12 protein-coding genes are annotated in these 13,210 nt (G+C 67.1%); 4 read left to right on the top strand and 8 right to left on the bottom strand.

Annotated elements, in window-relative coordinates; genetic code table 11:
- Window positions 1-12 precede the first annotated feature (12 nt).
- The 7 genes from ABD648_RS01095 to ABD648_RS01065 form a co-directional block, all read right to left on the bottom strand.
- Complete coding sequence (locus ABD648_RS01095; RefSeq protein WP_282216900.1) at window positions 13-879, bottom strand: acyl-CoA thioesterase; 867 nt, start codon at window positions 877-879, stop codon at window positions 13-15.
- On the bottom strand, window positions 876-1,316 hold the full coding sequence (locus ABD648_RS01090; protein ID WP_282216899.1) for a cupin domain-containing protein: 441 nt from the start codon (window positions 1,314-1,316) through the stop codon (window positions 876-878). Before ABD648_RS01090 ends, ABD648_RS01095 begins: the two co-directional genes overlap by 4 nt.
- Before the next feature lie 181 nt (window positions 1,317-1,497).
- Window positions 1,498-2,346: a PaaX family transcriptional regulator gene (locus ABD648_RS01085; protein ID WP_282216898.1), complete on the bottom strand. Its 849-nt coding sequence runs from the start codon at window positions 2,344-2,346 to the stop codon at window positions 1,498-1,500.
- Window positions 2,347-2,400: 54 nt separating this feature from the next.
- Entirely contained in the window at window positions 2,401-3,639 is a 1,239-nt protein-coding gene (locus ABD648_RS01080) for a M20 family metallo-hydrolase (RefSeq protein WP_282216897.1), read from the bottom strand.
- Window positions 3,636-5,123, bottom strand: a complete 1,488-nt coding sequence (gene allB, locus ABD648_RS01075; RefSeq protein WP_282217472.1) for an allantoinase AllB — start codon at window positions 5,121-5,123, stop codon at window positions 3,636-3,638. Before allB ends, ABD648_RS01080 begins: the two co-directional genes overlap by 4 nt.
- Window positions 5,033-5,743, bottom strand: coding sequence for an aspartate/glutamate racemase family protein (locus tag ABD648_RS01070; protein ID WP_282216896.1), 711 nt, complete (start codon window positions 5,741-5,743; stop codon window positions 5,033-5,035). Before ABD648_RS01070 ends, allB begins: the two co-directional genes overlap by 91 nt.
- Entirely contained in the window at window positions 5,740-7,209 is a 1,470-nt protein-coding gene (locus tag ABD648_RS01065; RefSeq protein WP_282216895.1) for a cytosine permease, read from the bottom strand. Before ABD648_RS01065 ends, ABD648_RS01070 begins: the two co-directional genes overlap by 4 nt.
- 242 nt (window positions 7,210-7,451) lie before the next feature.
- Between ABD648_RS01065 and ABD648_RS01060 the strand changes: the two genes are divergently transcribed.
- The 4 genes from ABD648_RS01060 to ABD648_RS01045 are packed head-to-tail and all read left to right on the top strand — an operon-like array spanning window position 7,452 to window position 11,567.
- Window positions 7,452-7,664: a ferredoxin gene (locus tag ABD648_RS01060; RefSeq protein WP_344708097.1), complete on the top strand. Its 213-nt coding sequence runs from the start codon at window positions 7,452-7,454 to the stop codon at window positions 7,662-7,664.
- Between the two features lie 8 nt (window positions 7,665-7,672).
- Window positions 7,673-9,097 (top strand): purine-cytosine permease family protein, encoded by a 1,425-nt coding sequence (locus ABD648_RS01055; RefSeq protein WP_282216893.1) that lies wholly within the window; start codon window positions 7,673-7,675, stop codon window positions 9,095-9,097.
- Window positions 9,094-10,317 carry a cytochrome P450 gene (locus ABD648_RS01050; RefSeq protein ID WP_282216892.1) on the top strand — a complete coding sequence of 408 codons (1,224 nt, stop codon included), beginning with the start codon at window positions 9,094-9,096 and terminating at the stop codon, window positions 10,315-10,317. Before ABD648_RS01055 ends, ABD648_RS01050 begins: the two co-directional genes overlap by 4 nt.
- Window positions 10,317-11,567: an NAD(P)/FAD-dependent oxidoreductase gene (locus tag ABD648_RS01045; RefSeq protein ID WP_282216891.1), complete on the top strand. Its 1,251-nt coding sequence runs from the start codon at window positions 10,317-10,319 to the stop codon at window positions 11,565-11,567. The genes ABD648_RS01050 and ABD648_RS01045 overlap by 1 nt, the downstream gene beginning before the upstream one ends.
- A 55-nt stretch (window positions 11,568-11,622) precedes the next feature.
- On the opposite strand, the gene ABD648_RS01040 is transcribed toward ABD648_RS01045, so the two are convergent.
- Window positions 11,623-13,146 (bottom strand): PucR family transcriptional regulator, encoded by a 1,524-nt coding sequence (locus ABD648_RS01040; RefSeq protein ID WP_282216890.1) that lies wholly within the window; start codon window positions 13,144-13,146, stop codon window positions 11,623-11,625.
- Between the last annotated feature and the right edge of the window lie 64 nt (window positions 13,147-13,210).

Raw genomic sequence — 13,210 nt, 5'->3', positions numbered from 1 at the left:
TGTTCGAGAGTTTCAGTGCGGTCGGCCGGGACGGATCATGCCCTCCTGAGCCACCGTGGCGATGAGGCGGCCTCCGCGATCGAAGAACCGGCCGATCCCGAGGCCACGGCCGTCGGAGATCCCCGCGCTCTCCTGCGCGTAGAGAAGCCAATCGTCCGCTCGGGCAGGCGCGTGGAACCACATGGCGTGGTCGAGGCTCGCGGTCACCAGTCCGTCGGAGCGCCACGGCAGTCCGAGGACCCGCAGGACGGGCTCGAGGATCGTGTAGTCGCAGACGTAGGCGATCGCGACCTGATGGATGACAGGGTCGTCTTCCAGACGCTCGAACGCACGGACCCAGACGGCCTGATGGGCGATGCGCTCGCCCTCGATGTGCACGTAGACCGGACCGGGCACGTGTCTCATATCGAAGCTGCGTCCGTGCGACCAGTACTCGACGTCGGGTCCTTCGAGGTCTGCCAGCGCGTCGGCCGCGCTCGGCAGGCTCTCCGGGTCGGCGACCTCCGGCATCACCGGGCCGTGCTCCGGGAAGGGCTCCGGCACGTGGAAGGATGCCGTCGCGAGATAGACGAGCGTGCCGTGCTGGTGAGCACGGACGTGCCGGGTGGAGAAGCTCCGGCCGTCGCGAAGCGTCTCGACCTCGTACGTCACCGGCTCCGAGGTGTCGACGCCGCGGAGGAACGTGCTGTGCACGGAGTGCAGCATCCGATCGCCGTCGACCGTGCGGATGGCTGCGAGGGCACCCTGCGCCACGGAGTCGCCGCCGTAGGCCTTCGGCCAAGGCACCGGCTGCGCCTGTGCGGTGAACGCCCGATCGGCGTGCTGGGGTGCGCACTCGGTCAGCGCGATCGCGCGGTGGAAGGCGGCGGAGGAGCTCATGCGCGCCGGAAGCCCTCGAGGACGGAGTCGTCGACCTCGTCGAGGTTCACCACGATGTTGTCCGGCGTGCGGGTCGTCAGCCAGACCAGCTCCTCGGTCGTCGACATGTTCGCCTCGACATGCGGCATGAACGGCGGCACGAAGACCCAATCCCCCGCCGTCATGTCCAGGTACTCCTGGTAGTCCGCGCCGAAGTAGATGCGGGCCGTTCCGCGGAGCACGAAGCCGCCCGTCTCGGCTTCTCCGTGGTGGTGAGGGAGCGATCGGTATCCGGGCTCGTTGGAGACCTGACCGAACCAGATCTTCGTGGCCTCGGTGTGCTGCGGACCGACGCCGGATACGCGGACGCATCCACCCGATGACATCGTCTGGGTGTCCTCCTGGCCGCTGCGGGTCACCTGCGGAACCTTGTCCCAGCGCAGTTCGTTCTCGGTCATGGAAGAGCTCCTTCGCTCGTGTCTGAGGGCGCGGCATCGTCGCGTGTCGAGCACATCCTGATCCCGACCCAAGAAGTGTCACATACGTGACTATCGTCACGCAAGTGCAATATGGGAACATCTGCGCGCACGCCGAGAACCCCGGAGCGGCGGCCGCATCCAGGGTCGGCGAGGGCCGGGATCAGTTCATGACGGAAGCTACGAAGCGCTCGGCAGCCGGCTCCAGCCTCCGATGCAGAGCGCCGAACAGCTGCTCCGCTTCGAGTCCGATCCAGCGCTCGGGAAGCAGCGCCAGGGGAATCCCCGGGTCGAGATAGGCGAGCCGGCGCCACTGGGTGATCGCGCCGACGTGCGCCGCGAAAGCATCGCGATCCGCTCTCTCTCCCGTCAGCGCAGGGCGGAACGCCTGGAGGAAGCCGCCGTACATCGGCTCCAGGGCGGGCAGATCCCACCACCGCCGCACCGCCTGCGTGAGGTCTTCCTCCGAGACGCGCGAGCCGACGAAGAGCTCGACGTAGCCATGGAGGCCGGCGCGTGCCAGCGCGATGCGGGTCTCGTCCGCGATCGCCCCGGGAGCGATCCACAGGCCACCGCTGACCTGCCCGAAGCCGAGCCGCTGCAGGAGCTTGCGCAGTTGATGGCGGAGGGGGCGCTCCCGCTCCGGCACGCTGAACGATGCGAGCAGCCACGGGTCCGACGGCTGCGCGCGGCGCTCCTCGAAGATCCGGTGGTCGCCGGCCGCGAACACCGCCTCGAGCGATTCGGCGACCCGGTAGGCGGCTCCACCGCCGGAGCGGATGCTGACCAGCACCCCCCGTTGCTTGAGACGCGACACAGCGGAGCGCACGGCGGAGGCGTCCACTCCGAGCGCCGCCATCATCTCGATGAGATCGGCGATCTGGATCACCCCGCCGTGCGCGCGCACGTAGCGGCCGAAGACGGTCACGATCAGGTGCTGAGGTCGCACCGTCGTCCCGGAACCGATCCCGACCGTGTCGTCGAGATCGGCGGTGGGGACGTCTGCGCTCATGACGTAGGAGCCTAGCGCGACTCGCCGCGACGCTCTCGCCCGGCCCCCGCAACGTCACCGGTCAAGCGCCGTCACGACGTGAAGGACCACATCCGTCCCCTTCCGCAGATCGTCGAAATCGGACCATTCCTCCGGCACATGGCTTCGCCCGGCGCGGCTGGGGACGAACACCATTCCGACGTCGGTGATCTGGGCGATGAACATCGAGTCGTGCCCGGCCCCGCTCGTGATGTCGCGATGGGTGAAGCCGAGTTCGGACGCCGCGTCGCGCACGCGATCCACGACCACCGGAGACAGACCGACAGGGCTGAGCGCGAAGAACCCGTTCACCGCGGCCTCGACTCCGGCCGCGGCGGCGACTTCTGCCACCATCGCCTCGATCCTGTCGACCAGGAGCCGGATCGACTCCTCGTGGGGCGATCGCAGATCGAGCGTGAACTCGACGCCTCCGGGAACCTGGTTGAGCCCACCAGGGGTCACCGTGAGGTGGCCGACGGTCGCCACCGTGCCGTCCGCGATCTCGTTGACGAACCGATTGATCTCTCGCACCATGAGCGCCGCCGGCACCAGCGCGTCCTGCCGCAGGTGCATGGGGGTCGTCCCGGCGTGGTCGCTCCTGCCCTCCACCGTGATCCGGAAGGCGCGGACACCGACGATCCCCGTCACGACGCCGATCTCCACCTTCTCCTGCTCGAGGATCGGCCCCTGCTCGATGTGCAACTCGATGAAGGCGCGAAGGTCATCCCTCGTACGGGCCGCCGTCCGCAGCTCACCCGGTTCCAGCCCGAAGGCCGTGGCCGCCTCGCGCACCGTCACGCCGTCTTCGTCCACCAGGGTGTCCAGATCGGCGTCGGACACGAGCCCCGCGATCGCGCGACCGCCCAGCATGCCGCTGCTGAAGCGGGTGCCCTCCTCTTCGACGATCGCGATGACCTCGAGAGGATGACGGTTCACATATCCGCTCTCCTGCAGCACCCTCGCAGCCTCGAGCGCGCACACCACGCCCGCGGTGCCGTCGAACATCCCGCCGTTGCGGACCGAGTCGAAGTGCGAGCCGAAGGCGATCGCCGGCAGAGCGGGGTCGCTCCCCTCACGCCGACCGATGATGTTGCCGAGAGCGTCCTCTTGGACGCTCAGCCCCGTCCGCTGCATGGCGGCTACGATCACCTCTCGCGCGGCAGCGTGCTCCGGAGTGTACGTGAGACGTGTCACGCCGGGCCCTTCGACCGAGAAGCGGGAGAGAGTCCAGAGCTCCTCCTCGATGCGATCGGCCCGCGCCTGCTGCAGCGTCACGACGACACCTCGCTGTCGCGCCGGGTCACGAACTGCCCGAACCCCTGGTCGACGAGGATCTCTCCGTCCTGGGCGACGACTGTTCCACGGATCATCGTGAGGACGGGCGCGCCGGTGACCGGCCGTCCATCGAACGGACTGTAGTGCAGGAGCGAGCGGAACTGCGAAGCATCCACCTTCCTGTCCTCGATCTCGAGATCGAGGATGAGGAGATCGGCGTCCGAGCCGACCTGGAGCGTGCCCTTCTGCGGATAGATCCCGAAGAGCTTCGCCGGGTTCTCGCACATCACCTCGACCAGTCGCTCCAGCGAGACGCGGCCCTTGTTGACGCCGTTGGTCAGCATCATCGGCAGCGACGTCTCCAGTCCCAGCGCACCGTTGCTGGCCGTCCAGATGTCGTCCCAGCCGCCCTCCTTGTTCTCGACGGGGTGCCCACCGTGATCCGATCCGAGCGTGTCGATGTACCCCTTCTCGAGCTGCTCCCAGAGGACGGCGTTCAGCTCGGCCGAACGGACCGGCGGGGCGATCTTCATGTACGGGCCGACCTTCTCGGCGTCATCCATTGTGAGGTTGAGGTACTGAGGGCCTGACTCGCAGTGCACGTCCTGACCCTCCGACTGCGCCTTGTGGATCAACTCCACGCCGCCGGGGTTGCTCACGTGAACGACGATGAGTCGGCAGCCCGCCTCCTTCTGCAGGAGCAGCGCGCGCTGGATCGCCTCGTTCTCCTGGAAGACCGGCTGGGACGCCTCATACGCCGCCAGGTCCTTGCGCCCGGCCGCCTTGAGCTGCTTCTGCAGCGTCTGGATGAGCATCTCGTTCTCGGCGTGCACCACGATCACCGAGCCGCAGGCCGCGATCTCCTGGAAGATCTCGAACAGCTGTCCGTCGTCGACGGCGTCGAACATCCCGGGAACGGAGGCCGCCATCATCGACTTGAAGCCCACGGCGCCGGCATCATGCATCTTCCGGATCTCGCTCAGGTTTCCGGGCACTCCGCCGCCGTACAGCGCGAAGTCGACCTTGAGTCGCTGCTCTCCCTGCTTCTTCTTCTCGAGGAAGGCCTCCAGGGTGGTCGTGGGCGGGAACGTGATCGGCATCTCGATGATGGTGGTCACACCGCCGACGGCCGCCGACTCGGAATCGAGTTCGAACCGCCCGTAGACCTCCTTCAGATCCATGTCGATGATGTGCACGTGTTCATCGACCACACCGGGCATCACGAACCTGCCTGCGGCATCGATGGTCCGGGCCGCTTCGGCCTCGAGGGGCTCCTCGCTGATGGCGGCGATCCGGCCGTCCTTCACGAGGATGTCGGCTTCGATGATGCCCTGACTGGAAACCACTCGACAGTTCTTCACAATGACGTCGAACATGACATCGCTCCTTCTCGTTAGAGGTACTGCTTCTCGGTGGGTGCTTGATAGGTGTTGGCCTTGCTGGTGCGGTACCCCAGGGCGACGAGGCTCTCCGCGACGCGGCAGGCTGCCTCGACCGCGTCGATCACGGGGACGCCGAGCTCTTCGCTCAGCTGTCTGGCGAATCCGGCCATGCCCGCGCAGCCGAGCACGATCGACTCCGCGCCGTCCTCGCGCACCGCCTCACCTGCCACGCGCCGGAGGGTCTCGAACGCCGCTGCCTCGTCTTCGTGGAATGCGAGCACTCCGAGATCCGGAAGCTTGAGTGAGGCGAGTCGATCCGTTGCCCCCGCCCGGTGCACCAGCTCGTGCAGATGCTTGCGCACGCGCGGGAGGATGCTCACGATGGAGAAGCTCGCGGCGACGAAGCTCGTCATCTGGATCGCCGCCTCGGCGATTCCGACCACGGGCCTGTCGGTGAGCTCCCTGACGGCGTCGAGACCTGGATCGCCGAAACAGGCGATGACGTAGGCGTCCGGTCGGTCTTCGCGCTCCGCGCGGCGGACCTCTTCGACGAGGTGATACGTGGCCAGCACCTCGTCGTAACTGCCCTCGATGACCGTGGGGCCCTTCGACGGATTGACCGCGGTGATGGTGGTTCCCGGTGACACCACACTTCGCGCCGCCTCGGCCACCGCATCGGTGAGATCCACCGAGCTGTTGGGATTGATGACATGGATTCTCATCGCTGGTTCTGCTCCTTCGTGTTCGCAGTCGCTGATTCGTCCGCCGGCGCCACAGGGCCGATCGGTCGCAGGTAGTCCTCGTTCTGGTTCTCGAATTCGGAGAACAGCGGGAAGGTCTTCGCCACCCATCGCATCGCCGGGATGTGCAGCAGAAGGGCGGCGATCAGGCCGGTCACGAACATCAGGTCAGGAGTGAGGAACGACACCGCCAGCGCGGCCGCGTAGACCGCGAGTGCGACCCAGTTGACCCCTCGCCAGTACGTGTAGATGCCCTTGGTCTGATACAGGTCATGCAGGCTGATGCGGCGACGGCGCACGAGGAAGTAGTCGCTGATCATGATCCCCGCGAGCGGGCCGAGAGCACTCGAGAGCAGGTTCAGGAAGGTGTTGAGCACGCCGGCGAACTGCCACGGCATCATCAGCAGGCCGACGACCGCCGAGACGATCACACCGGTCTTGAACGTGAACACCCGCGGGAACGTGCTGCACAGCGTGTACGCCGGCGAGAGGAGGTTCGCTGCGGGGTTGGTCGACCAGGTGGCGAGCAGCACGAAGACCTGGAAGAGGATCGCCATCGGGATCGACACGCCGCCGACCACCTCGGTGATGGCGATGACCGGGTTCCACTCCCCCACCAGCACCATCGAGGCGGCGCCGATGAATCCGAAGATGATGGATGCCGGCACCATGCCGAGCCACTGCGCCGTGGCGTATCGCGCGTCGGCCTTCGTCTGACCTTCTCGCGACGCGTTCGGGTCGACCTTGCACTCCTTCACGATGTCGTGGATGCTCACCACGACGGCGATCCAGCCGCCGACGAAGATCATGATCGCGGTCGAGAACGGCATGCCAGGGTTCTCGCCGCCCATCGACATGACCTCGCCGAGGCTCACGTCGGCGCCGTCGAGCATCAGGTACACCATGTACACGCCCATCGCGAGGAGCACCGGCGAGGCGAAGACGTTCATCCAGCGGATGAAGGTGATCCCGTAGAAAGTCGTCACGACCTGGATCGCGCCGAAGATGACGATCCACAGCGGCAGGTTCGTGAATCCGGTGAGGAGACGAGTGATCTCATCGAGTGCCAGCGCGCCCAGCCACGTCTGGAAACCGAACCAGAACAGCGAGAGCAGGGCCTTGAGCGTGATCGGGATCAGCGATCCACGGATGCCGAAAGGCATCCGCGCGGCGACCGTGAAGTTGATGCCCCAGCGGATCGCCGCGCTCTGGGTGAAGAAGAGCAGGATCACTGCGATCGTGCATCCTGCGGCGATGGCGACGATCACCTGCCAGACCTGGAAGCTGCTCGTCATCTGTCCCGCGGCGATGAAGATCGCCACCTGGATCGCCATGGCGAACCAGATGGCCGCGAGGGAGAACGGTCCGACGGAGCGCTCGGCGTATCGAGTGGGTGCATTGGATGGGTTCAGGAGGCTGCGAGCCTCTTCGATGGGTGTCGTCGACATTGACGTTTCTCCTCGCACAAGGGATGAGTGGGCCGTGAGACTCACCGGCGTTCCGCCACTCCACCACCCGTGCCCACCTCGCCGCGACGTACACAGCAGCCAACCTGCGCCGAATTCTTGTACACGGCGGATATGTGCGGACGAGCACCTACCGCCATATCGTTCCGGGAATGGGATGGCGCAGAGACGCGACCGCCCCGTCCCCCGAAGGACAATCCGATGAAGGACTTCTCATGCGTGTAATGGTTGATCAGGTCAAATGCACAGGCCACGGGATCTGCGAGGAGCTCGCCCCCGATGTCTTCGAGATCGATGACGACGGCATCGCCCAGGTCATGATCGCCGAGGTGCACGGCGCCTCTCTGGAAGATGTGAAGGCCGCGTGCGTCCGGTGCCCGACGCAGGCGATCACCCTCCTGGAGATCGGCTCGCCGTCGTCTGCTGAGAAGGCGTAGGCGCGGCGATGAACGCCAGCGCGAGTGCCGTCGAAGTCCAGGGCGCGAGCTTCATCCCCGACGAGCAGCGATCCGGTCGGCCGCGGGACCTCTTCTTCATGTTCCTCTCGGCCAACGTCACCCAGCTCTACGTGGTCATCGGCGCGACGATCATGCTCTTCGGGCTCGAAGTGTGGCAGGCCGTCGTCGTCATCCTCCTGTCGAACACCCTGATGTTCCTGATGGGGTGGTTCGCCACACTCGGCGCTGCCGGTGGAGTGCCGACCTCGATCATCACCCGGGCCATCTTCGGTCTACGCGGGAATCGGATCTTCGGCGCCGGCGTCGTCGTCGTCCTGTCCGCCATGGTGACGACCGTGAATCTGGTCATCGGCACCCAGGGCGGCCTGGTGATCGCCGAGCGACTCGGCATCGCGCAGGGTCCCGCGACGACGGCCGTCGTGTGCGGGCTGATCGTGCTCACATCCGTGGGACTGGCCATCTACGGCTACAACATGATGGTCCGCACCAGTGGTGTCCTGACCATCATCATCGCCGCAGCCTTCGTCCTGCTGGCCTTCTTCGTCGTGCAGAAGGTCGATCTCGCGGCCTTTGTACCGGTCCCGACGGATCAGCCGGTGATCGGCTTCATCATCGCCCTGACGCTGTGCATCGCGATGCCGCTCTCCTGGGGCAGCGCCGCCGACTTCGCGCGGCAGATCCCGAGCACGGCACGACGCACCCCGATCGTCCTCGCGGTCGGTCTCGGCGGCATGATCCCCCTGGTCGGCCTCGAGCTGATCGGCGTGCTCGCCGCGACCGCGACCGATATGACCGACCCGATCGCCGGTCTCGTGGGACTCGTTCCGGACTGGTTCGGAACCGTCCTCGTCGTGGTCATCGTGATCGGCTCGATCATGAACACGGTCATGACGATCTACGGCGGGAGCTTCGGCATCCAGGCCGCGGGTGTTCCGGTGAACAGGGTGACCGCGGTGATCGCACTCGGCCTCACGGCCGCCGCCGCCACGGTCTACGTGCTCTTCCTCGCCGACGACTTCCTGGGCATCCTCCAGCTCGGACTGACCTGCCTCGGCTCGATCGCCGCACCCCTGACGGCGATCCTCCTCATCGACAGCATCCGCCGTCGCGGTCGCTACGACGGCCGAGCCCTGTCTGTCACCTCCCCGGACAGCCCGTTCTGGTACCGCGGGGGCTTCCGGATCTCCGGCATCGTCGCTCTGCTCGTCGGATCGGTCATCGCCCTCCTCTCCCTGAACGGGGCGTCCTACCAGGGCCCCATCTCGCGGTGGCTCGGCGGCGTCGACATGTCCATCCTCTTCGGAGGGCTCGTGACCGCCGTCCTGTTCGTGATCCTGTCCCGTGTCCTCGATCGTCCTGCTCTCACGTCCGCCGACCTCCCGATCCTCTCCACTGAAAGGACCATGCCATGAGCACGACGCTCGACTTCGCAGATCCCGCCCTCTACGAGAACCCGGTCCCGGTGTTCAACGCGATGCGGGAAGAGAACCCGGTCCACTGGTCGGATGCCGCCGGCAGCTGGATCATCAGTCGCCACGCCGACGTCGTGAGCGTGCTCAACAACCTCGAAGAGGCCCACGCGAGCCTCTACAAGATCAACGACTACGCGCAGCAGTGCCCGTTCGGCAAAGGCACTGCGATCGCTCGAGGCATCGAGGGCGCGCTCGTGACGACGGACCTGCCTGACCATCCCCGCCTGCGACGCCACACGGCACCGCTCCTGACGCCCCGCGCGGTCGAGCGCGACTATGCCGACATCGTGGAGAAGACGGTCATCAGCCTCCTGGACGACCTCGAAGCCGACACCGAGTTCGACGTCCTCGACTCGATCTCCGTGCCGCTGCCGCTCGCGGTGGTCACGAAGCTGATCGGGTACGAGCCCGAGGACGCGCTGCAGCTTAACCACTGGGCCATCGACCTGACCCGTTCACTCGAGCCGCATCTCGAGAGCATCGACCTGGAGCTCAGCGACGCCGCCGCCCAGAACCTGGAGGACCACCTCCGCGACGCTCTGCGAACGTTCGGACCGACCGCCGAGCCCGGCACGGTCCTGTACAAGCTGCATCGGGGCCTGGAGGAGGGAACGCTGCTGTCCGAGCAGGAGGCCGTGATCCGCCTCGAAGAGCTCGTCTCCGCCGGCACGGAGACGACCACCACCATCATTCCGGCGGCGTTCGAGGCGATGACGCAGTTCCCGCACGTCTGGGAAGAGCTGAAGGCAGACCCCGAGCTCATTCCGGGCGCTGCCGAGGAGTTCCTCCGTTTCGCATCGCCCTCGCCGTTCACCGCACGAGTCGCGATCAGCGATATCGTGCTGGGCGATCAGGCCATCAAGGCCGGCGAGTCCATCCAGCTCGCCATCCTCGCTGCGAACCGCGATCCTCGCGTCTTCACCGATCCTGACGTGCTCGACATCCATCGGTCGCCGAATCCGCACATCACATTCGGCGGCGGGATCCACGCGTGCCTCGGACAGCATCTCGCCCGTCTCGAGATGCGCACCCTGCTGAAGCACGCCGTCAGCCGCTGGGACTCCTTCGAGGTCGCGACCGATCGCGTCGTCCGCCGTGACCGCATCGGCGTCTGGGGATATTCCGCGTTCCCCATGACCGTGCGAGATCGAGTCGGCTGATGGAGACGCCGATCGTTGCTCCCGAGTCTGTCGAAGAACCTGCTCCGCCGCTGATCATCATCGGCGCCGGCCTGGCCGGTCTCCGTGCGGCAGAAGGCGCGAGGCAGGCAGGCTACTCCGGAGCGCTGATGATGATCGGCGACGAGGAACATCCGCCCTACGACCGTCCGCCTCTGTCGAAGGACTTCATCACGGAGTCGGCACCGCCGGAGGTGCTGCTGCGCGATGTGGACGAGCTCACGCGCGAACTCGACATCGACCTGCGGCTCGGCCGATCCGCCGAGGAGCTCGACGTCGCGGGCAGGCGCGTCCGTGTGGGCGGGGAATGGCTGAGTTACTCCTCGATCATTCTGGCCGTCGGCCACCGATCCCGGAGCTTCCGCACGGAGCGGCAGGAGCAGAGCCTGTACCCGCTGCGCACGATGGCCGACGCGCTGCGGCTGCGGGAGCGCCTCGATGCGGGAGCAGGACGCCTGGCGATCCTCGGGGCCGGATTCATCGGATCCGAGCTCGCCAGTTCGGCACGGAGCCGCGGCGTGGATGTGACCCTTCTCAGCGCGACGCCGAGACCGCTGGAGGGTGCGCTCGGCACGCAGGCTGCCGATGCCCTCGTCCGCATGCATCGCGCGCACGGTGTCGATGTTCGGCTCGGATGCACCATCACCGAGGTCGGCGCATCATCCATCGTGCTCTCCGACGGGTCGGAGGTCGCCGCCGACGTCGTCGCCTACGGCATCGGCGGTGAGCCGGCGACCGAATGGCTGGCAGGCTCCGGGGTCGAGCTCGATCCGGGCGGAATCGTGTGCGACGAGTTCCTCCGCGCGGCGCCGCACGTGTACGCGGCCGGGGACATCGTCTCCTGGCCCAGCGAGCTCTTCGAACGCCGGCTGAGAAGTCCGCACTGGACCCCGGCTGCCGAGCAGGGCGCGTGTGCCGGCCGCAACGCCGTCACCGACGCGCAGGAACCGTTCGACACGGTTCCGTATTACTGGTCGGATGTCTACGGCAAGCGGCTGCAGTTCGTCGGTGTGGCATCCGGCGAGGAGATGGTCGTCGTGCACGACGACCTCCCGGACGGCGGGTTCCTGGCACTCGCCCGCTCGGGCGACCGGATCTCCGCCGCGTGCGGAATCGCCATGCGTCGGGCCATCGTCGCCGCTCGACGGCACATCCGGCAGGGGACTTCCTGGAGCGACGCCGTCGAGGAGCTGGTGTCGGATCCACGCTCCGCGCTCGTCGCGACCAGGTAGAACGGCTGATGCGCCTCGCCCCCCGGCGAGGCGCATCAGTCTGTGAGCAGTTCGCTCAGGAATCCATCGGCCTGGCGTTCGGGAGCCGGTGCACGCCCTTCGCGGTCAGGGCGAGCCAGAGCTCGACCCGTGTATCGAGCTGGTCGAGCGGCTGGCCGATGAGCTGTTCGACTTTGCGGAGTCGAGCGCGCACCGTGTGCCGGTGGACGCGCAGGCGCTCCGCCGCAGGATCGATCTGACAGTTGGCGGTCAGCCAGGCCTCGACCGTCGCCACCAGCGCGCCGCTCGGGTCGGCCTGGGTGAGCGGCGCGAGCACCGCATCGCTGAACGTCTGCGCCATCTCGAGGTCGGTCGCGTTCGTGAGCCAGTCCTGCGTGAATCCGCGTCGGTAGGCGACCGGACGCCCGAGCGTGCGACTGGTGACCAGCGCCGCCATCGCCTGCGCCCGCGAGGAGGCGAGCGTCCCGGGCGTCATCAATGATCCGATCCCCGCGGCCGATGCGGGGGCGAAACGGCGGATGTCCTCCTCGATGTCGGCGTCGCTCGCGACGATGGCCTCCACGGGCCCGCCCTCCGTGTGCCGGATGAGCCCGCCCCGGATGGTCAGTGAGAGATCTGCGACCAGGTCCGTGGGAGATCCGTCGCCGGGATCGACGGCGATGCATCGGAACTCCGCGCCGGTCAGCCCTGCGGCGCGGAGCAGCGCCTCGGCCTCGCTCTCCGACTCGGCGATGAGGATTCGCTGGAAGTCCCGCGCTCGCTGCTGTCTGTCCGGTTCGCTCGTCAGCCATCGTCGCTCCAGCTCGAGCGCGAGGATCGAGATCAGCGCGGTGGTCGCCACCGGGATGAGCGGACCCGCGTTGCCGATGAGCATCGCGAACGCACGCAGCCTGGTCGTTCCGACCGGCTGCACCTCGACGGGTTGGCCGTCGATCGTCGTCTTCAGCGCCCCGCGCACGCCTTTCGGAGCCAGCACGGCCGCGAGTTCGCGCAGCGTCTCCTCCTCGGGATGGGTTCCCTCCGAGGGATCACTGGCCACGATCTGCACACCGAGGGGGTCGGTGACGACGACGCCGACGCCGGTCGCCGCGGTCCAGGTCGCGACGATCCCCTCCAGTCCGCCTCCGGATGCCGCACTGAACGTCAGCGACTTGTGCAGTTCGACGAGGCGCTCCAGAGCGTGCCGCTCGTCGAGGACGATCGCCGCGTACACCGCGTTCGTGATCGAGATGAAGGGCACTTCCTCGGGGATGCCGAGCAGAGGAAGGTCCTCTGCCAACGCCGCCTCGATGAGGAGCGGCGGCACCGACCGGTGCGGGAGCCGGTGCCCGAGACCGAGCGCGAGAACGACCGCACCGCCCGCTTTGACGTCGCGGACGTAGGCGGCGCAGTCGTCCGGCGTGATCGGAAGCTGCACACCGACGGTCATCAGGATCTCGCCGCCTGCCAGCCATTCGCCGGGACGAAGCAGTTCTGACACGTGCGCACCCGTGACCACCGGATCCGCGTCGCGGTTCCAGTACTCGACACGGATGTCCAGCTCCGGGTCCGCGATGAGCTCGCCGAGGGTGAGAGGCATGGCAGCAGAATACCTCCCTGGCGTACAGGGGAACGCCCCGATGTATATTCACGAGCGCGTGAGG

Origin of the sequence: Microbacterium luteolum, from assembly GCF_039533965.1 — a bacterium.
Taxonomy (GTDB): domain Bacteria; phylum Actinomycetota; class Actinomycetes; order Actinomycetales; family Microbacteriaceae; genus Microbacterium; species Microbacterium luteolum.
Note: the sequence above shows the minus strand (reverse complement) of the source record. Positions and strands in the feature narration are given on the sequence as shown.

Excerpts from the sequence above, each read along its gene's own strand:
- ABD648_RS01095 (WP_282216900.1), bottom strand. The coding sequence starts at position 879 with ATGAGCTCCTCCGCCGCCTTCCACCGCGCGATCGCGCTGACCGAGTGC.
- ABD648_RS01090 (WP_282216899.1), bottom strand. The coding sequence starts at position 1,316 with ATGACCGAGAACGAACTGCGCTGGGACAAGGTTCCGCAGGTGACCCGC.
- ABD648_RS01085 (WP_282216898.1), bottom strand. The coding sequence starts at position 2,346 with ATGAGCGCAGACGTCCCCACCGCCGATCTCGACGACACGGTCGGGATC.
- ABD648_RS01070 (WP_282216896.1), bottom strand. The coding sequence starts at position 5,743 with ATGAGAATCCATGTCATCAATCCCAACAGCTCGGTGGATCTCACCGAT.
- ABD648_RS01065 (WP_282216895.1), bottom strand. The coding sequence starts at position 7,209 with ATGTCGACGACACCCATCGAAGAGGCTCGCAGCCTCCTGAACCCATCC.
- ABD648_RS01060 (WP_344708097.1), top strand. The coding sequence starts at position 7,452 with ATGGTTGATCAGGTCAAATGCACAGGCCACGGGATCTGCGAGGAGCTC.
- ABD648_RS01055 (WP_282216893.1), top strand. The coding sequence starts at position 7,673 with ATGAACGCCAGCGCGAGTGCCGTCGAAGTCCAGGGCGCGAGCTTCATC.
- ABD648_RS01050 (WP_282216892.1), top strand. The coding sequence starts at position 9,094 with ATGAGCACGACGCTCGACTTCGCAGATCCCGCCCTCTACGAGAACCCG.
- ABD648_RS01045 (WP_282216891.1), top strand. The coding sequence starts at position 10,317 with ATGGAGACGCCGATCGTTGCTCCCGAGTCTGTCGAAGAACCTGCTCCG.
- ABD648_RS01040 (WP_282216890.1), bottom strand. The coding sequence starts at position 13,146 with ATGCCTCTCACCCTCGGCGAGCTCATCGCGGACCCGGAGCTGGACATC.